The organism is Bacillus sp. SN32, from assembly GCF_002837495.1.
Taxonomy (GTDB): Bacteria; Bacillota; Bacilli; order Bacillales; family Bacillaceae; genus Bacillus; species Bacillus subtilis.
Window position 1 is genome coordinate 131,274 of the sequence record NZ_PJCT01000005.1, and the last position, 20,203, is coordinate 151,476.

Below are 20,203 nucleotides of genomic sequence, written 5' to 3' on the forward strand. Positions count from 1 at the left end.
ATGTTTAAAAAGGCATTTCAAATTCTGCAGCAGCTTGGCCGCGCGTTGATGACTCCGGTTGCCGTCCTGCCGGCAGCAGGTCTTTTGCTCCGTTTCGGAGACAAGGATTTACTGAACATCCCTATTATAAAGGATGCAGGCGGCGTTGTATTCGATAATCTCCCGCTGATTTTCGCCGTGGGGGTCGCGATCGGATTAGCCGGCGGAGAAGGTGTAGCCGGACTTGCCGCTGTCATCGGATACTTAATTTTAACCGTCACCCTCGACAATATGGGAAAATTACTCGGCCTTCAGCCTCCGTATGAAGGAGCCGAGCACCTGATTGATATGGGGGTTTTCGGAGGAATCATTATCGGGCTTCTCGCCGCCTATTTATATAAGCGGTTTTCATCAATCGAGCTGCATCCGGTCCTTGGATTTTTCTCTGGAAAACGCTTTGTCCCGATTATTACTTCCGTCAGTTCATTGGTGATCGGCGTCTTTTTCTCATTCGTTTGGCCGCTGATCCAAAACGGAATTAACGCAGCCAGCAGTTTAATTGCCGATTCAACAGTCGGCCTGTTCTTTTATGCAACGATCTATCGTTTGCTGATTCCTTTTGGCCTGCATCATATTTTTTATACGCCTTTCTATTTTATGATGGGAGAATACACAGACCCATCAACAGGCAACACCGTAACCGGCGACCTGACAAGGTTTTTCGCGGGAGACCCGACAGCCGGGCGCTTTATGATGGGGGATTTCCCTTACATGATTTTCTGTCTGCCGGCAGTTGCTCTTGCCATTATCCATACCGCGCGTCCGGAAAAGAAAAAAATGATCTCCGGCGTGATGATTTCTGCGGCACTCACATCTATGCTGACCGGAATTACAGAGCCGGTTGAGTTTTCTTTCTTGTTCGTTGCGCCTGTGCTCTATTTGATTAACTCTATTCTTGCCGGCGTCATCTTTGTCGTTTGTGATTTATTCCATGTCCGCCACGGCTATACGTTCTCAGGCGGCGGAATTGACTACGTCTTGAACTACGGACTGTCTACAAACGGCTGGGTTGTCATTCCTGTCGGGATCGTGTTTGCTTTCATTTATTATTATTTGTTCCGATTTGCGATTCTGAAATGGAATTTGAAAACGCCCGGCCGTGAGACAGATGAAGACGGTCAGAATGAGGAGAAAGCTCCAGTTGCAAAAGACCAGCTTGCCTTTCACGTGCTGCAGGCCTTGGGCGGACAGCAAAATATCGCTAACCTGGATGCATGTATCACAAGGCTTCGTGTGACCGTTCATCAGCCAAGCCAAGTCAGCAAGGATGAATTAAAACGGCTTGGTGCAGTAGGTGTGCTGGAGGTCAACAACAACTTCCAGGCAATATTCGGAACCAAGTCCGATGCCTTAAAAGACGACATCAAAACAATCATGGCCGGAGGCGTCCCTGCCACCGCCGCCGCGCTGGACACGGTAACTGACAAACAGCAGAAGCCCGATTCCGGTGAGACCTTTATCTATCCGATTAAAGGAGAAACAGTCTCTTTAGGGGATGTGCCTGATCAAGTCTTTTCAGAAAAAATGATGGGCGAGGGATTTGCGATTATACCATCAGAAGGAAAAGTCGTTGCACCTGCGGACGGCGAGATCGTCTCGATTTTTCCGACAAAACACGCCATCGGCTTTATGAGCGCCGGCGGCACTGAAATCCTGATTCATGTCGGCGTTGATACCGTCAAACTGAATGGGGAAGGCTTTGAAGCACATGTCACAAGCGGACAAGCCGTCAAACAAGGCGAACTGCTTCTCACCTTTGATCTCGATTACATCAAGCAGCATGCCGCTTCAGCCATAACACCGGTTATTTTCACAAATACCTCTGAAGAAGATCTAAAGCACATTCAAATGAAGTAAAAAAGTCCCCCCTGCTGCGGGGGACTTTTTCGCCAACATAATGAAAGCGCTGTCAAAATAAAATAACTTGAAAAAAGGTGTTTGCATTTGAATCACGAATGATATGAATATGCCTAAATTCTATCGTTCTAAAGGGGGATTCATTTGAAAAAATTAATCGCGTTTCAAATTTTAATCGCTTTGGCTGTCGGCGCAGTGATCGGCCACTTTTTTCCTGATTTCGGGATGGCACTGAGGCCTGTCGGAGATGGATTTATCCGCCTGATTAAAATGATTGTTGTGCCGATTGTGTTTTCTACCATTGTCATTGGAGCCGCAGGAAGCGGAAGCATGAAAAAAATGGGCAGCCTCGGTATCAAGACGATCATTTGGTTCGAAGTGATTACAACGTTGGTATTAGGGCTTGGACTTTTATTAGCGAATGTCTTAAAACCAGGTGTCGGGCTTGACCTCTCCCATTTGGCAAAAAAAGATATTCATGAACTTTCCGGCTACACAGACAAAGTTGTTGATTTCAAGCAAATGATCCTGGATATTATCCCTACAAACATTATTGATGTCATGGCCAGAAATGATTTGCTTGCTGTTATTTTCTTCGCCATTTTATTTGGTGTCGCCGCCGCTGGTATCGGCAAAGCTTCTGAACCAGTAATGAAGTTCTTTGAATCTACCGCTCAGATTATGTTCAAGCTCACGCAAATCGTCATGGTCACTGCTCCTATCGGCGTGTTAGCCCTGATGGCAGCTTCTGTGGGCCAATATGGCATTGAACTCCTCCTCCCTATGTTTAAGCTGGTTGGCACCGTATTCCTTGGCCTGTTCCTGATCCTCTTTGTCCTCTTTCCGCTTGTCGGTCTCATCTTTCAGATTAAGTATTTCGAAGTATTGAAAATGATATGGGATCTGTTTTTAATTGCATTTTCCACCACCAGCACTGAAACCATTCTCCCTCAGCTGATGGATAGAATGGAGAAATACGGCTGTCCCAAACGAGTGGTATCATTTGTCGTTCCCTCCGGCTTGTCATTGAACTGTGACGGCTCCAGCTTATATTTATCAGTTTCTTGTATCTTTCTCGCACAGGCCTTTCAAGTAGACATGACATTGTCCCAGCAGCTGCTCATGATGCTTGTGCTTGTGATGACCAGTAAAGGCATTGCAGCTGTACCCTCAGGATCGCTTGTAGTTCTTCTGGCGACTGCCAATGCTGTAGGACTGCCGGCTGAAGGCGTTGCCATTATCGCGGGTGTTGACCGCGTCATGGACATGGCGAGAACGGGCGTGAACGTACCGGGACATGCGATCGCCTGTATCGTGGTATCAAAATGGGAAAAGGCTTTCCGCCAAAAAGAATGGGTTTCCGCAAACAGCCAAACCGAAAGCATATAGAAAAAAAGAACACCTCAATCCGAGGTGTTCTTTTTTTATTCAGCAGCAGCGTGATCTTCTGTTTCAATCGCTGCCAGTCTTGCGTTTACTTCTTCTTCTGTCATATTATGCTCTTTCACATACAGGTTTCTTGGGTTCGTGCGGCATTCGTGGCTGCAGCTGCGCATATATTTATACTCATTTTCCGGTGTGCATATCATTTTTTTATTGCAAGATGGATTTGCGCAGTTCACATAACGCTCACACGGTTCTCCTGTAAAGTAGTCCTTACCGACAATCACATGCTCGACACGGTTGACAGGCACGCTGATTCTTTCATCAAATACGTAGCACTGGCCGTCCCAAAGCTTGCCTTGCACCTCTGGATCTTTTCCGTATGTCACGATTCCGCCGTCAAGCTGTGCTACATCTTCAAAGCCTTGCTTCACCAGCCATCCTGAGAACTTTTCACAGCGTACGCCGCCTGTACAGTACGTTAAAATCTTTTTGCCTTCAAGCATATCTTTGTGTTCTTCGATCCATTCAGGTAATTCGCGGAAGGCTTCGATGTCAGGACGGACCGCACCTCTGAAATGGCCAAGGTCATACTCGTAATCGTTACGCGCGTCGATGACAATTGTGTTTGGATCCTGCATCTTCTCATAAAATTCTGCAGGCTTCAAATGCTGGCCTGTTGTTTCGTTCGGATCGACATCATCTTCAAGACGAAGCGTTACAAGCTCTTTTTTATGGCGGACGAAGATTTTTTTGAAGGCATGGCCTTCTGCTTCATCAATTTTAAATACCATGTCCGCAAAACGAGGATCAGCTTTCATTGTTTCCATATATTTTTCAGTCTGTTCAACCTTACCTGATACCGTACCGTTAATTCCTTCAGAAGAAACAAGGATACGGCCTAACAAACCAAGCTCCTTACAAAAAGCCAGATGCTGCTCTCTAAACGCCTCTGGATCTTCAATCGGAACATATTTATAGTAAAGTAATACTCTGTATTGTTTTTCCATGTTTTAAACACCCTGTTCAATTATAGTTAGTTGCTATGCACACTCTTACTATATCATACAGGAAAATGCCGCAAAGATGAACAGATCCGCCCAGACTGATAAAAATATCCAAGCTCTTACAAACCTAAGCGGCACAAGGGTTTCTCACGGTACACAAGTATTTTCCATTCATTTACTAATCGATGTAGTTATCTGATAACTATCAAACAAAAGGTGAACTCCATCTGTTATAGCACAGGGGACACCGCTCACTTGATAATGACAGATGGCGTGATATGCTCCAGCCAAATGACACCGTCATATTGTTCCTTAAGGATCATCTGCTCTTCTGTGAATCCCCAATAGAGTGCTGTGCGGGGGGTATACATCCACGAAGTGCCTTTCTTGTTTTTGGTATGGAGAAAATCAACAAAAACAGCCGGTCGGTCCGCCGCTTTCAGCAAAGCTTCAAGGCTCCCAGACGGCGGCGGGCTTGTAACCGGCTTAACAGTCTTATTATCGGAGCTATCAAGACTCGCACCTGAGTAAGCATAAATGCCAATCGTATATGTTTGTTTTTTCAGCTGCTCCGGCAAATAATCACCCATGTTAGGGCCGTTTAGCTGTACCCAGTCCTTTATCATCTTCGTATTCTGTTTGCGTAGATGGTAATTGTGGCCCCAGACAATGATTTTCTTTTTCGGATAAAGGGTGTCAGCTACCCACTGAAATTGTTCAGCCATCATGCGGTCTCTCATAAAGAATGAAAAATCCTCAATATTCTCCGGATACTCCTCTAGTTTTTCTTTCATTTCTTCCAGCATATACGTTTCCATTACGTCAATTCTCAGCTGAAGAGAATGCATAAACATCTCATAAGCTTTCGGCTCTTTTGGAAGGTTTTCTTTTAGCTCTGAAGCATGTGTTTTAGTGAACTTGATCAGCTTCTGATAGTTTTTCACAAGCTTTTCCTTCTTTTGCGAAAATTCATCAAACGTATTGCTGTCTGTCACTAATGTTGAAAAATCATTTTCTGATTGGGAGAGCAACTCTGCTTTCTCAGGGTCCACCGCTTTTACCCAATGAGTCGCAGCATCATTGAATGAATTCTTCATGCTTTGAATATCAAAACCGGTAAGGATCAGCGGATCGCCTTTCTCTTTTTGCTCTTTCATGTAATCAAACAATTCAACGACATCTTCTGTGTGCCATACAGCGTAAATGGAGTTTTTCATCGTGCTTTTAGGGGTTAATTGGTCCATATTAAGGTAGGATGCATTTGTATCAGGAAAGCCAGACTCAAATGCCAATACATCGTATCCCAGCTCTTCGTGGAGATATTTGATCATTCTGACCTTTGTGGCGTTGATTTCACCAGCGCCGTGTGTCGTTTCCCCTAACTGAACGATTCGTTTCCCTTTCAGCACCTTCTTTAGAAATCGAAGGTCTTTGTTTGAAGCATTGGAAGCATCCAGTGGCTGTGCATGTCGTTCAATCCAGCGCTCCCAATGTTTTTCTTCAGAAGCAGCACGTGTCGAGACTGAAAAAGAAGAAAACGCCAGACAGACAATCAGCAGCGGCAGGGTCATTCTCACTATCATTCGTTTCAATTCTATCTCTCCTTTTCTGCTAGGTTCTCTAGTCATTACGAGATAGATATAGAAAAAGTTTCCTTTTCCTGCCAACAAAAAAAGCTTCTCTGTTGAAAGAAGCTTTAGCTGGATTCTCTCATCACCTGATGAAAGTAAAACCGATACGTATTTCGTAAAAATGTCTCAACCGGAAGCTGCACATCCGCTTGGTATTTGCTGATGATGAATGGAAACCGCTCGATTCCTTTTTCGCGCAAATTGTTCGCTTGTTCATCATCTATTGCCTTCTCTTGCAAAACCGCTTCAACGATCGGCCAGCACACTTCTCGCACTTGCCGCAGGACGGCTTCATCTCCGGTGTTCTGATAATCTGTAATCCAGCTGATGATTTGTTTCTCCATAAGTCTCACCTTTCTTCAAAAAAAGAGGCGCTGCGTTTATGCAAGCTCCTCTTCTTACTCTTCGTAACCTATCAGTTCTCCGACTTGAACTTCTTGGCCTTCTGCTAAATGGGCGGACGGCTGGAACGCGTCTTTTTCAAAAATCAAAATGACGGTTGAGCCAAATGAAAAGTATCCCAGCTCTTCGCCGATCTCCAATTCAGCACGGGTGCTCGTCTGCACGATAGAATTAATATTCATCGCGCCGACAGGAATCATCAGGACATTTCGGCTGCCGCTATTCAGCTCGTACACAAACCGATAATTTTTCGACAGCACATCTTTCCCGTATTTTAAGCCTAGTTGATTTACCGGGTATGAGCGATTTCCGAGCTCGGCCAGCTTTTGATACCTGCAGCTGATCGGAGAATGGAAACGGTGATAATGCCTCGGGCTTAGATACAGCACGACGAAGTAACCGCCATTGTATTGATGGTCTGCGCTTTTACAGCCGGTCAGCTCAGCGAATGAGTAATCTTTTCCCTTCACCGTAAAGGTTTGATTCGGGTTGATGATTCCTACCGTCTGAACTACACCATCAACAGGGCTGACCACCGCATGCGCCTCTTTTGACACAGGGCGCCGCTCCAGATTTATTTGTCGAATGAACAATTCGGACAGCGATCCATAATCAGCAGCCGTACCGTCCACATCATCCCAATTCAGCCGAAAATGTTTTGAGAAAAGCGGAATGACCGGTTTGCTGATTTTCGACTCGCAAAATCCTTTAATCAGATAGGATGACAGACGATGATTCGTCAGCTCTATCAATGATCGATACAGAATCTTTACAGCCGTATTAAACATGAATAATCCCTATAACCCTTCCGATTGTAATAAAAACAAAGCACCATAAAAAGGCGCCGATTGCAGCAAACGCAACATACGTTTTCAGATCCATTTTGCCGATCCCCGAAAAGTAGCACGTCACATGTCTGACGCCGGGAATAAAATAACCTAAAATAAGAGAATATGGACCGTATTTCTTCATCCATTTTTCCACTTTCATCATTCTCTTTTCTTTTAAGCCGACCCACTTGCCGTACTTATCGATAAACGGGCGTCCGGCTTTTCTGCCAATCATGTAGCTGATCAGCATACCTAACAAAGCCCCGACAAAACTGATCAATATCGAAAGCTCATAATTCAATACATCGGTATGCGTGAAATAGCCAACAACGGTCATCATTACTTCATCTGGAATCGGCAATCCTACAATCCCTAATACCAACATCAAAAAAATAGCGAGATAACCGTAATCCGCTATGAGCTGCTGAACTAATTCCATCTCCCGGACTCCAGGTTTTCTGCCGCATGTTTTTTAAAATGAGGGAATTTTATTTTACTCACCATTAAATATGAAAGTCCGCAAGTGCCGATTGCCAGAAGGATCGGGTTATAGGTGAAGCTTAAAATAACGAGACACATGCCCGCAAACGGAATCGGCATACCGATAAATGTCGGGAGCTTGCTTTGTTCAATGTTAAATTTAGAGAGGCGAAGCATTCCGCAAATGCTGTACGTCAATGCGCATAAGATCCCGATAAATGGCAGGGTATACAACGCGACACTGTAAGCAAGCATAGAAGGAGCCACCCCAAAGGTAACCAGATCGGCAAACGAATCCAGTTCTCTCCCCATATCAGAAACGGCATTCAGCTTACGAGCAGCCATCCCGTCAAAGAAATCAAGGAACATGCCTGTAAAAATAAAAAGCACTGCTGAATGAATGTTGTGATATAGCAAGGAATGAATCGCCAGCAATCCGCAAATGAAGTTTCCTATCGTAATCATACAGGGGATGTAATTCACAGTGTAACCAAACCTCCAATTGTAAAACCATCTATATTATTTGACGATAGTGATCGAATAGCGTTACAGGAAAAATTTTTCTCCAATAAGCATGATAACATAGAATGCTCCCAAAAAAGCAGCATTCAAATTCTATTATTATACAACATTTGTTACCTTTTGAAAAACGAATGCCAATCTTTTCATGTTCCTTACTATTTTATCCCCCCGCATAAAAAGGACAAGACGCGTTGATTGACGTACTCTGGCTGCTCCAGAGATAACAGATGTCCGGCGTTCTTTACGATTTCAGCCTGAATTCCCGGCAACAATACCGAAGCCCGCTCAAAGGCCATTTGCTGATGGTACATGACCTCGTGCTCACCGAACATCAGCAGTACCGGGACTTGTATCGATTTCAATTCCTGGTCTGTGAACACGTACGGAAAGCCGTTTTCTGTCGGCTTCAGGCTCCTTTGCTCATCCTGCCATTCCACGCCCGCCACAATTTGTCTTTGCAGTAAAGGATGCAGATCATAACTGTTGCCTGTGATCCACTTGATATATGATTCAGCTCCTTTTTCCCCTGTAAGCTCTGCAGCGTATTTATAGACATCCGGATGAAATGAAATAAACGCTTCAGCGGGACTCATAACAACCGCCCGCTCTACTCTTTCGGGCGCGCGGAGTAAGAAATTCACGATATGGGAGCCGCCAAGCGAAAGGCCGGCCAGGTGTGCCGTCTCAAGTCCAAGAGAATCAAAGACATCTTTCATCCATTCTGCAAAATCAGCTCTCGTTTCCATGGCTGCTGATGGTATACTTTTATTTTTGTCTCCTATTATATCGACCGCATATGTACGAAATTGACGGCTCAACGCCGCGATATTCGGATACCACATCGCAGAGCTGAAAAGGCCCCCGTGAAGCAAAATGAGCGAAGGTGCGTCCTTTGGCCCACTTGCAATGATATGTGTTTTTCCAAAACGAGTAGAAACATAGAATGCTTCCGACTCAATCGGCCACAAAGAAAGACTTTGATCATATGCCTGGTAAAAGCGCAGACCACTTTCAACCGCGGCAAACTGCATTGAATCTTGTATCATTTTCTTCTTTTTCCTCCGGGTTTGATTGATATAAAATAAAGGATAACGCCCCTTTTGTCTCGTAAGAAAAAATACCTATTTCTTATTATCTCACATAATAAATTTCCAGTATATAGTTTGGTTTCCTGCAATAAATAAAAAAGGCAGTTCCCTTAAAATCAAGGAAACTGCTATTCTTTGAAGACTAATGGAATGGCATGATCTTTTTTATCCTCTGTTAACGAGATCTGATGGGTTACTGATGTTTCACCCTTCGTCAACGCGACTGAGTAATCGCCTTTTCTGCCGGTATCCCATTTGATATCTCCGTTTTTGTCTGTTTTACCGAGTATCTCGCCAATCTCTGTACTCGGCTCCTCATCTGAAGCAGGCGCTTTGACAATCGTCACTTGAACCCCTTCGACCGGCAGCCCCTTAGCATCCTCCACATGAAGAGTGACAGGAATAGTCGTTTCTTTTTGAGAAGAATGCGTCTGCGAACTGCATCCGCATAAAAACAAAATAGACATGAATATGGCTAGTTTGCTGTATTTATTGATTTGCCCAATATTGAATATTGTTGAATACATCGTTCGTCACCCTTGTTCCCAAGTTATATGACGATCCTCCGTTCGTGTGAATGGCAATAGCTGTCTGCCCTGTATCACTGTAGTTTCGATAAACAGGCGAGCCGCTTTGGCAGCCGTACGTATCGGTTGTATAGGTCAGCTTATACGTTTCAGCGGAGCGAATCGGCTTTGTATCAGACCACATCGTGCCAAAGGTTTTGTCACACGGGAATCCTGTCACTGACGAGGAAAGACCCACGGGACTGCTGCTGTTTGTAGTCCGGTAGCCGTACCAGCCAACCGTGTTTCCAGGAGAACCGTTTAATTTAATAGCTCCGTAATCATAGTTGGTGTCTTTGCTTTCCGTCCATCCTTTGACGGAGTAAAACATCGTGCCTGAATAAGTGCCGTACGGATATGACGAACCATTGCGGCCCGGCGCGGCGGTTATCGTCGAAGCCCATCCATGATCCTGGCTGTACACACAATGTCCAGCCGTGACGACTGTATTTGGATTGACTAAAAATCCGGTACATCCATAAGTGCTTGAAGTGTTGGGATACTTGATTGACAGTTGAACGGTTGCTCTATATGGAAAAGATGTAGTGCTGGAGATTCTGGTGCGTTCATCAGTTCCGATAATGCTCGAAGGCTGTAAGGTTTGAATGTTTTTTTCCAGTTCCGTTTGGCCGCCGTATAACGATTTACTTGTTTTTCCGGTTCCCTCATAAGGGGCGGAAACCTGATCTGCTTTTGACGTTTGGTTTTTCGTAGCATCAGCTTCTTTACCGGTATTCGATACAGAAGTTTGCGGGTTCTCTGCCGCTTTTGCCGGTACGCCAAAAGATACCGCTGCTGCCAAAGCCAAACACAAAACCGTTAAGTAAGCGAACCATTGTTTTCTGAATCTTGGAACTAATTTCATTTTGTCATCTCCCTCCTTTAGTGTCAACCACCGTATTGATGGAAGACTTTTACATTATAATCAGGTTTCTGATTCTTATGATAAAACTTTTATGGAGGAAGAAAAAAACAGGCCTTGTACCATGACAAGGCCTGCTCAAACTCTATTTTATCGTTAGCTGGTCCAACGCTTTCTTAGCAATCTCTCTTGCCGTTTCAACTGTATCAGCAGCAGAAAGCGCAACTGCCATACGACGTCCGGCTTTCGTTATCGGCTTTCCAAAGACGCGCACTTGAGTCTTTGGGACTGCCAGTGCGTTTTCCAATCCTTCAACAGAGTAATCCGCTAATTCTTCCGGCGCTTTGAGGGGCCTGCTGGCGCCAGGAGAAAGCTGTGTGATTTCTGTAATCGGAAAGCCGAGAACCGCCCGGACATGCAGCGCAAATTCTGACAAATTTTGCGTCACCAGCGTGACAAGACCCGTATCATGCGGACGAGGAGATACCTCACTGAAATATACCCTATCTTTCGCAAGGAACAGCTCAACACCAAACAGGCCGTATCCGCCAAGCTCATCCGTGATCGTTTTCGCAATATGCTTCGCTTCTTCTATTTGCTGCTCTGTCATATCATGCGGCTGCCATGATTCGATATAATCCCCGTCCTTTTGCACATGACCGATCGGCTCGCAAAATGCCGTACCGTTAACCGCACGTACGGTTAAGAGTGTGATTTCTGATTCGAATGGGATAAACTCCTCAACGATCACGCGGCCGTTTTTCACCCGTCCGCCTTCCATCGCCGTCTCCCAGCAGCTCTCTAAATCCGCTTCAGAGCGGCAGATACTTTGGCCTTTTCCAGAAGAACTCATCAATGGTTTAACGACACAAGGAAAACCGATCTGTGCTGCCGCTTGTATAAATTCATCATATGTATTCGCAAATTCATAGCCAGCCGTCGCAAGTCCAAGCGTTTCCGCCGCAAGCCGTCTGATGCCTTCCCGATCCATCGTCAGCTTGGCCGCACGGGCATTCGGGATGACGTGAAACCCTTCTTCTTCAAGCTTCAGCAATTCATCCGTCGCGATCGCCTCCACCTCAGGCACAATCAAATCCGGCTTTTCTTTCTCAATAATGGTTCTGATCTGCTCTGGGTCCAGCATATCAACGACATAACTGTTATGCGCGACCTGCATTGCCGGAGCATGCTCGTAACTGTCAACTGCCACCGTCAGTACCCCAAGACGCTGGGCTTCAATCACTACCTCTTTACCTAACTCACCTGAACCTAACAATAAAACCTTCTTTGATTGATACATCTTTGCCCCTCCTATCTGTTCCAAACCATTATAACTGAAATATTTGAAAAATAAATTTTTATTAAAAAAGATAAAATAAGAATTCATCACGAGTTGCATGATTAGAACGCTTTCCACAAAAAAATGGCTGGCGAACTCCGCACATACCGTACAGTACCACCTGAAATCTTCAATATAAAAACTGAGATCTTGAAGCCACCAAGAATGGGTACGACAGCTGATTCCAGTAGATTTTATATCTGCGAGTAAAATGAATAATTAGAATCAGTAAAAAAGTACTGTTTTTCCTTGACTTCTCAGTTTCCGCTCCTTTCCTAAATTCACCATGGTACCATATTTACAGGAAAATTCAGGCGAAAGGACATGTATTAAATGAAGATTCTTGAAGTAAGTACGATTTTAGAAACTGCCGAAACGCGCCTTAAAGTCTACCAAACATTGAGAGAGCACATGGCTACATTGAAAAAACAGTTCAAAAAGATGGCAAACTTGGATGATGCCATGACAGGCAAAGGAGCTAACGCAATTAAAGCCTTCTATAAGGAACAAGCGACAGGGGCGGATCTGTGGCTGGACCTCATTGACATGAGAATCGCTTTTTTCAAAAATATTCCATCCGCTATTGAAGCAGCAACATTTGATGACGATGCATATATCGAGGAATCTTATCTCGATAACGAACTGTATAATGGTCTAGTCAAAGCAGACGGTATTATAGAGGCACAGCAAAAAGAAATTAAATCAATTCTGAATTCTATTGATGACATTTTACCGCTGTCCCTCTTTGACAATTCCACAGTCACCGATAAACTGGATAAAGCAGATAAAAAACGAAAAAAAACGATTACACATCTGCATAACCTTGATGAGAAACTGAACAGTGATTACGAGGCCTCCGAAGTTGTAGAACATGAGGTTCGGGCATTTTTCGAAGCGCTGACCGGTGCCACCAGCAAAGGCGGAAGTACCAACCCAATAAGTTTTAATGCAAAAGCCTTTCACGAAACAGATGTTTATCAAAACAAAGCGGATATACACAAACAAGCTCAGCAGTTCATCAAAGCAAAAAAACAGGAAGAAATCGAGTATCTCAAGAAAAAACTCGACAAAACTACTGATCCTGATGAATACCTGAAAGTTGCAGAAAAGATTGGCACTGACAACCTGAGCGCTGAGCAATTACAATATTATTCAAGCATCGTTCAAATGAAAGCACAGCAGCAAACAGGAAAAATGCTTGTCGAAGGAGGAAAAGGTGTAATTGTCGGGCTTTGGGATGCCGGAAAGGATATCGTTACCGGTGCATGCGACCTCGCAGTCGGTGCTTACGATCTTGCTATATGGTCGTATAGAGCACAGGGCAAGATGGGCATCGAAGAACAAGTCAAAGCCGGACAGGAACTCCAAAATATCATTTATAGCGCTCCCGAAACTTTTGAATACATGGTCGATTCATTTAAAAAATCTTGGAACGACAATATGGTTCATGGTGATGTCTATAGCCGCTCCCACTACATCACCTACGCAGTTGCTTCCCTTTTTGGCGCCAAGGGACTCGGAAAAGTGGCATCTGCAACAAAAGCAGGGAAATTCGTGACAAAGGAAACAAAGGCTTTTGTGGACGATCATAAATCTATAGCAAAGAACATTACTGAAAAAGCAAAACCTTATTTCAAATTGCCAAGTAACAATCAACTAGAATCTGCAATACAAGGAGTTGGGAACATTGAAAGCCCTATTCCGAAACTAGAGAAGGATTTTGATAAGAAACTTGAAAACTTTGTCCAGATGAATAGCAGCGACCATAGCAAATCAGGTGGCGTAGGACCAAATGAAAATTCTAAAATTACATGTGATATTAAAACCGTAGAGGAAGCACACCAATGGGGGAGCAAGTATTATGACGATTGGATTAAATCATTAACCCCAAGTGAACAAGATGCAATTAAGCAATATACTGGTGATGATTACAAAAAAATAAATGATTATCTAAGAGGAATTAGTGATTCTTTAGATGGCATTGATTTAGATACAATCTATAATATAAAGAATGGGTTGGATAAAGCGCGAGTTCCACACAATTTACAAGTTTTTAGAGGAACAGACCTAAGACCTTTAGAGTCATTAATTGAAATTAACAAATATGGAGACATTAATGCTGAATCATTAATTGGAAAGATTTTCAGAGACAATGGTTTTGTTAGTACAGCAATTGTTAAAGAATCATCCTTTGATCACATGGAAGTCTCATGGGAAATAAATGTTCCAGCAGGAACCAATGCAGCCTATCTCGGAAAGATAAGCCACTTTCCTAATGAAGCTGAGTTACTTTTAAATTTTGGGCAAGAGATGGTTATTAAAAGCGCACATGTTGATACCAACAATAAGTTACATATTATTTTAGACTTAATTTAAGTGGGTGAAAAAATGAGAGGCAGAAGAATGATAGATAGATGGGAAGATGACAATAAGAGCTTTCTTAAACTTAATATAAAAAACAAAGTTCTTCCAACAATATACGGTGGCATTATAGGAGATATGTTAGGAGTCCCTGTTGAATTCAAAAAAAGAGGAGATTTTCATGTGCAGGATATGGTAGGATACGGCACCTATAATCAACCTCCTGGAACCTGGTCTGACGATACATCTCTGACCTTGTGCCAGATGGAGAATATGATTGAAAAAGGGAACATAAATGATTTAATGCAGAAATTTAAACAGTATCAAGATGAAGGTTACTGGACGCCGTATGGTGAAATGTTTGACATTGGCAGGACGACCGTTGAAGCAATTACCCGATTTAGGAAAGGTGTTCTGCCAGAAAAATGCGGCGGTCAGTCAGAATTTGATAACGGAAATGGAGCATTAATGAGAATTTCACCATTAGTGTTTATTTTGCATAAGGAATTCGATTTTGTGAAAAAAGCGGAGATGATCAAGAAATACACTGAAATAACCCATGCCCATCCGCGTGCTATAGTTGGTTCCATTATTTATGTTGAACTATTACTAAGGCTATATTATAACAATTCAATTGATACATCTTTAAGAGAAGTGAAAGAGCTTTTCGACGAGAATTTCAAAAAAGAACATATATACCATAAAGAGTTAACACATTATAAAAGAATTTTTGAAAAAAGCTTTTTGAATACACCAAGAGAAGAAATTCGATCAGACGGGTATGTCGTTCATACTTTAGAAGCGGCAATTTGGTGTTTCGGCACTACATCTTCATTTACCGAGGCTGTACTAACAGCAGTGAACTTAGGAGAAGATACTGATACTGTAGCATCAATAACAGGATCGATAGCAGGTATGTATTATAAGCTAGATGGGATCCCAGGAGATTGGTTAGAAAAAATAGCTCGTAAGCAAGATGTTGATAAATTAATAGAAGAATTTTATCAGTATTGTGCAGATAAAGCGATTATCGAGCAATATGGGAATATTTAGATTTACGTTAAAATACTTAATCATACAAGGTAACGAAAGCAGACCAATAACGGTCTGCTTTCTCTATTCCTAAACAGCAACATCATACAAGAAATCCCCCTAAATCATGCTACACTTAATCCAAGACCACCACACCGACAGGAGGCATCCCATGCAAAACGAAACCCGCACACTACAGCTTGACCCACACCTTCATATAGAAGCCTACCGTTTCAAGGGAATTATGCAAAAGTTCCCGAACCACTTTCACGATTATTATGTGATTGGATTTATTGAAAAAGGGCAACGGTATCTGGCCTGTCAGGATCAAGAATATATCATCAATCCAGGTGATCTTCTCCTCTTTAACCCCCGTGACACGCATAGCTGTGAACAGATTGACGGCCGGACGCTTGATTATCGGTGTATCAATGTTATGCCGGATATCATGGAGAAGGCGGTGAAAGAGATTACTGGCTGCGGGCATCTCCCTTATTTCTCCCAGCATGTGTTATTCCGCCATGAGCTGACAGCCAGCCTGCAGGAATTGCATATTTTGATATCCGAGGAAAAACAAGCTTTGCGTAAAGAGGAGCTGTTTCTTCATCTATTAGAAGAGCTGATCCGCCGTTATTCAGATGTCACGTTCCTTAGCAGCGTTCCAGAACCATCAGACGAAGTCAAAATGGTTTGTGAATTTTTAGAAGAGCATTATGCCGAAAATGTCACACTCAATGATTTGAGTGAATTAACAGGCTGGAGCAAGTATCATTTATTGCGTTCATTTACAAAACAAAAAGGCATTACCCCTAATAGCTACATGGAAACAATCCGGATTAATCAAGCGAAAAAACTTCTTGAACAAGGGGTAAGGCCGATTGATGCGGCATTTCAGACAGGATTCAGCGATCAGAGCCATATGACGAAGTTTTTTAAACGGCAGGTGGGGCTGACGCCGAAGCAATACATGAAGATTTTTGAAAAGGAGCTTCACAGATGAACATACAAAGAGAAACTTCGGGGCATATCGCAGCCATTGTGACCATTCTGATTTGGGGGACAACCTTTATTTCGACAAAAGTTCTGCTGGCTGACTTCTCTCCAATGGAAATATTATTTTATCGGTTTTTGATGGGCTTTATCGCTCTTATCCTCGTCCGTCCCAACATGATTCCGTTCAGGAATTGGCGGCAGGAGCTGTTATTTGCCGGGGCTGGTTTATTTGGCATAACCTTATACTTTCTATTAGAAAATATAGCTCTCACCTATACATACGCATCCAATGTCGGCATGATCGTGGCCATTATTCCGATGATCACTGCGGTGCTGGCCCATTTTCTGCTTGAAGGCGAAAAACTGCGGCTGACTTTTTTCATTGGATTTGGCTCGGCACTGATCGGGCTTTTATTGATTACGTTCAACGGCAATATCGTACTGCGTCTAAATCCGCTCGGAGACATCATGGCTGCCGGGGCTGCTCTCGTGTTTGGCGGATACTCGATATTCATGAAAAAATTAAGCGCTTACGAACACCACATCATCGAGCTGACACAGAGAGTATTTTTGTATGGTTTATTGTTTATGGTTCCCGCTTTATTTTTGTTCGACTTCCATTTTGACCTAAGCCGATTTTCATCTGCTTCAAATATACTCAACATGCTTTTCTTAGGGATTGGCGCTTCGGCCCTGTGCTTCGCCACTTGGAATTATTCAGTTGGCGTGCTCGGAGCCGTCAAATCCAGTGCTTATATATACCTGGTCCCGGTTATCACAATCGCCGCCTCCGTCCTGATCCTGCATGAAAACATGACATGGATCGCTCTTCTAGGAGGCGCCATTACGCTTTTAGGCCTCTACATCTCGGAGATGAAACCGAAAGCGAAGCTGTTGGAGAATGGATGTAAAATGGATGCTTAATGTCTAAATTACAGTTTATGGGTAGACGACAGACATCTCACGCTGCGTTACAAATCAACTATTGTGAAAATATGTTAAATAGTCTCAACTTCCCAATAGATGTTTGAGGTTTTACGCTAATATAATCGTTCAGAACGCTTCAAATAAAAATCCGAAAACGCCCGCATAGTCGGTATGATCGACTTCGTATTAGAACAAAAATACAAAAAAAGCATCTCTGAATAATCCCAAATCAGAGATGCTTATCCTCTGCTCTCATCACTTCTCTACCACAGACGCACTGTCTCGCGTAACCGCCGCTGGCTCCCTCAGCATCACATTCATTACGCTCGCAAGCACGAGCATTCCAATCGACAAATAAAAAGCCAGTGTATACTCACCCGTTACCGTGTAGATGACGCCGGGCACATACGCACCTAGTGCCGATCCGATCTGATGGGCGAGTGACAGCCAGCCAATCATGAGGCCGATCGAGTAGTTTTGAAAGTACTGGGTGGCGAGTATTTGAGTCGGTGCTACCGTTGCAAAGTCCACTAATCCAAACAGAATCGCAAAGGCTAAAAGCAAGTAGGGCTCGTGGCTGTAAATAAGAATCACGATCGACAGCGCCCGCACCGCATATAAAAAGCACAGGATTTTCCGGCTGCTCCACCGATCCGCTACAATTCCGGACAGCAAGATGCCAGCAATATTAAAGCCTGCCAGAAGACTGACAGCAGCACTCGTGACTGTCGTTGAAAAGCCATGATCATGAGAAAACGGAATCAAATGGGTATCCATCAGCCCCACGGTCGTAAAACCACAGATCAAAAACGGAAAAATCAAGAACCAGAATTGCCTCATACGAAACATCCCGGCCACTGAAAGAGCTGTTGTTTTGGGTGCTGTTTCTTTTTCTGATGCAGCCAGTCCGCCTATCGGCTCTGTATTCTTTTCTGAAGGATTGTTCCGCAGCATCAGCAGCGCAGCCGGAAAGACAATCACGATTAACAGCAGTCCCAACACCACAACCGTCAGCTTCCAGCTAAACCAATGGGTCAACATGAGTGAGCCGGGAACGAGAAGCATTTGCCCCGCGCCAAAGCCTGCTTCCATGATCCCAAAGGCTAGTCCCCGCTTTTTGCTGAACCAATTGACGACCAATACACTTGCCGCCACATTCGATGCTCCGCCCACTCCAAGCGAGACACCCAGCCCATAAAGCAAAAACAGCTCCCAAGGCGAAGTCACTAGGTATGTTAAGAAAATGCTGACTCCTGTCAGTAACGCACTCCATGCCAAAACAGCCCGGGCACCCCATTTGTCCACAAGCCGACCGATCACAGGCTGTGATATGCCATAAACAATAAAACTCATCGTCGAAATCAGCGAGATGGTGCTTCTATCCATTGAAAACTGCCGTTCCCACGGCTCCACAAACGCACCAAACGACAGCCGCACCCCCTGAACCGCCAATAAGATCAAGAAGGTGACGGAGACGATGACCCAAGCATAATGCAGTCTTTTCATGACAGCTCCAAATCCCACCGTTCTTCTGTCAGCTGCTGTCCCCATAATGGCGCTTCTTGTTTCACTTCACTTATCTTGAATCCAAATTTTTCATAGAGCGGACGAGCCTCAGCCATGGTACTCACCGTCCAAAGGAAAATGCGGTCAAACTTCATGTCTTGGCAGTATGCAACCAGATGCTCCAGCAATTGCGTGCCGAGCCCCCTGCCCCGAAAATCCGCATCAACCAGAAACCATCTGAGCTGGACTGTCTTTTCATCATGCTTGACCAACCCGACAGAGCCGGCAAATTTCCCGCCGCTTTCCGCAATCCATATTTTTTCGATGTCAGCGTCAAATGTCTCCTGAAGATAAGCTAAAAACGTGTCATCCCAACCGTGAGCCTCCGCGTAAAATTGTCTTTGTTTCTCAATAAGGAGTTGAAGATCCTCCGAAAGAAAATAATCTCTAATCGATATCTCTGATGATCTGGCAGAAAGCGACTGTGAAAGGATCGCTTCAATCTCTGCCATCGCCTCGGCAAGCTTGTGCTGCTCCTTTTGGTTGATTTCATTCAGCATCAGTTCTACTTGTTCGTTGGCTTTCTCCTCCAGCTTTTTATAAATCGTTTTTCCTGTTTCTGTGACAAAAATATAATGTTGGCGGGCGTCATCTTTGCTCCTCTGTTTATAGATCAAATCTTCTTTTTCAAACTGCTTCACAATCCTGCTGACATATCCCCGGTCAAGCCCCAGTTTATCCTGAAGAGCTTTTGCCGTACAATTAGGCGTATTATAAATCTCAAATAAAATCCGTGTTTCTGTTAAGGAAAACGGGCTGTCGTAAATGTGCTCATTAAGGAAACCAAGGACGTTTGTATAAAATCGATTGAACTTTCTGAATTTTAACCCGACAGATGATTCTCTTGTTTTCAAATCAATCCCCACTTTCTAATATCGTTGACTAAGGCAATTATAATCACATATAGTTGCTTTAGTCAACAATATATTAGAAAGTGAGGTCTTTTTAATTTCCTGATTCCTTCCTTTTCCTTACCACAATCAATGTGATATAGGATAAAGCCAGAGAAACCAAGCTATAGACAACAGCCCATCCCAAAAATGATTCATTAAAAATGGTAAAGGTGAGCACAAGAGAAATCACCAAACTAAGCATTGGCATCAGATACGGGTTTTTACAAATACAGGTCCCGACAATCGATAGCAGCATAATTCCTAACGGTAAAATAAAGAATGCGATATCTAATTCATCCACCTTTAAACAGCCTCCCTCCAGATTTTTATGTTACTAGTAAAAAAACATAACTGTATTTAGTAAAAGGATAATATTTACTTCCCTAAGGCCCAATTTGAAAATTACCCGTTTACATTCGCTCCGG

General features: G+C 43.7%; 19 protein-coding genes. 6 read left to right on the plus strand and 13 right to left on the minus strand.

Going from position 1 to position 20,203, the window contains the following annotated elements; genetic code table 11:
- Positions 1 to 1,896: a glucose-specific PTS transporter subunit IIBC gene (gene ptsG, locus CW370_RS17815; RefSeq protein ID WP_101169875.1), complete on the plus strand. Its 1,896-nt coding sequence runs from the start codon at positions 1 to 3 to the stop codon at positions 1,894 to 1,896.
- 144 nt (positions 1,897 to 2,040) lie between these two features.
- Positions 2,041 to 3,285 carry a glutamate-aspartate/proton symporter GltP gene (gene gltP, locus CW370_RS17820; RefSeq protein WP_003234847.1) on the plus strand — a complete coding sequence of 415 codons (1,245 nt, stop codon included), beginning with the start codon at positions 2,041 to 2,043 and terminating at the stop codon, positions 3,283 to 3,285.
- A gap of 35 nt (positions 3,286 to 3,320) precedes the next feature.
- Here gltP and trhO read toward each other — a convergent pair whose 3' ends face one another.
- The 10 genes from trhO to purT form a co-directional block, all read right to left on the minus strand.
- Complete coding sequence (gene trhO / locus CW370_RS17825; protein WP_101169876.1) at positions 3,321 to 4,289, minus strand: oxygen-dependent tRNA uridine(34) hydroxylase TrhO; 969 nt, start codon at positions 4,287 to 4,289, stop codon at positions 3,321 to 3,323.
- 248 nt (positions 4,290 to 4,537) lie between these two features.
- Positions 4,538 to 5,878, minus strand: coding sequence for an erythromycin esterase family protein (locus CW370_RS17830; RefSeq protein ID WP_101169877.1), 1,341 nt, complete (start codon positions 5,876 to 5,878; stop codon positions 4,538 to 4,540).
- Between the two features lie 104 nt (positions 5,879 to 5,982).
- Positions 5,983 to 6,261, minus strand: coding sequence for a hypothetical protein (locus CW370_RS17835; RefSeq protein ID WP_021481898.1), 279 nt, complete (start codon positions 6,259 to 6,261; stop codon positions 5,983 to 5,985).
- Between the two features lie 54 nt (positions 6,262 to 6,315).
- The gene (locus CW370_RS17840; RefSeq protein ID WP_003234858.1) at positions 6,316 to 7,107 is read right to left on the minus strand and encodes a phosphatidylserine decarboxylase; all 792 of its coding nucleotides are present in this window, start codon (positions 7,105 to 7,107) and stop codon (positions 6,316 to 6,318) included.
- Complete coding sequence (locus CW370_RS17845) at positions 7,100 to 7,588, minus strand: DedA family protein (protein ID WP_003234861.1); 489 nt, start codon at positions 7,586 to 7,588, stop codon at positions 7,100 to 7,102. Before CW370_RS17845 ends, CW370_RS17840 begins: the two co-directional genes overlap by 8 nt.
- On the minus strand, positions 7,579 to 8,112 hold the full coding sequence (gene pssA, locus CW370_RS17850; protein ID WP_009966430.1) for a CDP-diacylglycerol--serine O-phosphatidyltransferase: 534 nt from the start codon (positions 8,110 to 8,112) through the stop codon (positions 7,579 to 7,581). The genes CW370_RS17845 and pssA overlap by 10 nt, the downstream gene beginning before the upstream one ends.
- A gap of 194 nt (positions 8,113 to 8,306) precedes the next feature.
- Positions 8,307 to 9,197: an enantioselective carboxylesterase CesB gene (gene cesB, locus CW370_RS17855; protein ID WP_101169878.1), complete on the minus strand. Its 891-nt coding sequence runs from the start codon at positions 9,195 to 9,197 to the stop codon at positions 8,307 to 8,309.
- 170 nt (positions 9,198 to 9,367) lie between these two features.
- Complete coding sequence (locus CW370_RS17860) at positions 9,368 to 9,766, minus strand: YbfJ family protein (protein WP_101169879.1); 399 nt, start codon at positions 9,764 to 9,766, stop codon at positions 9,368 to 9,370.
- Positions 9,729 to 10,670, minus strand: coding sequence for an extracellular metalloprotease Mpr (mpr, locus tag CW370_RS17865; RefSeq protein ID WP_003246370.1), 942 nt, complete (start codon positions 10,668 to 10,670; stop codon positions 9,729 to 9,731). The genes CW370_RS17860 and mpr overlap by 38 nt, the downstream gene beginning before the upstream one ends.
- Positions 10,671 to 10,812: 142 nt before the next feature.
- Positions 10,813 to 11,991: a phosphoribosylglycinamide formyltransferase 2 gene (purT, locus tag CW370_RS17870; RefSeq protein ID WP_267892365.1), complete on the minus strand. Its 1,179-nt coding sequence runs from the start codon at positions 11,989 to 11,991 to the stop codon at positions 10,813 to 10,815.
- 348 nt (positions 11,992 to 12,339) lie between these two features.
- Between purT and CW370_RS17875 the strand changes: the two genes are divergently transcribed.
- The 4 genes from CW370_RS17875 (at position 12,340) to CW370_RS17890 (ending at position 17,316) form a co-directional block, all read left to right on the plus strand.
- On the plus strand, positions 12,340 to 14,382 hold the full coding sequence (locus tag CW370_RS17875) for a T7SS effector LXG polymorphic toxin (RefSeq protein ID WP_101169881.1): 2,043 nt from the start codon (positions 12,340 to 12,342) through the stop codon (positions 14,380 to 14,382).
- A 12-nt stretch (positions 14,383 to 14,394) separates the two neighbouring features.
- The gene (locus tag CW370_RS17880) at positions 14,395 to 15,420 is read left to right on the plus strand and encodes an ADP-ribosylglycohydrolase family protein (protein ID WP_101169882.1); all 1,026 of its coding nucleotides are present in this window, start codon (positions 14,395 to 14,397) and stop codon (positions 15,418 to 15,420) included.
- Between the two features lie 151 nt (positions 15,421 to 15,571).
- Entirely contained in the window at positions 15,572 to 16,399 is an 828-nt protein-coding gene (locus CW370_RS17885; RefSeq protein WP_101169883.1) for an AraC family ligand binding domain-containing protein, read from the plus strand.
- Positions 16,396 to 17,316 carry a DMT family transporter gene (locus CW370_RS17890; RefSeq protein ID WP_101169884.1) on the plus strand — a complete coding sequence of 307 codons (921 nt, stop codon included), beginning with the start codon at positions 16,396 to 16,398 and terminating at the stop codon, positions 17,314 to 17,316. The genes CW370_RS17885 and CW370_RS17890 overlap by 4 nt, the downstream gene beginning before the upstream one ends.
- Before the next feature lie 258 nt (positions 17,317 to 17,574).
- Here the strand turns inward: CW370_RS17890 and CW370_RS17895 are convergent, their stop codons facing one another.
- The 3 genes from CW370_RS17895 to CW370_RS17905 all read right to left on the minus strand — a co-directional run bounded on the left by CW370_RS17895 (position 17,575) and on the right by CW370_RS17905 (position 20,079).
- Positions 17,575 to 18,825 (minus strand): MFS transporter, encoded by a 1,251-nt coding sequence (locus CW370_RS17895; protein ID WP_101169892.1) that lies wholly within the window; start codon positions 18,823 to 18,825, stop codon positions 17,575 to 17,577.
- Complete coding sequence (locus CW370_RS17900; protein ID WP_076458346.1) at positions 18,822 to 19,739, minus strand: bifunctional helix-turn-helix transcriptional regulator/GNAT family N-acetyltransferase; 918 nt, start codon at positions 19,737 to 19,739, stop codon at positions 18,822 to 18,824. Before CW370_RS17900 ends, CW370_RS17895 begins: the two co-directional genes overlap by 4 nt.
- A 91-nt stretch (positions 19,740 to 19,830) precedes the next feature.
- Complete coding sequence (locus CW370_RS17905; protein ID WP_015715167.1) at positions 19,831 to 20,079, minus strand: YbeF family protein; 249 nt, start codon at positions 20,077 to 20,079, stop codon at positions 19,831 to 19,833.
- Positions 20,080 to 20,203: the final 124 nt, after the last annotated feature.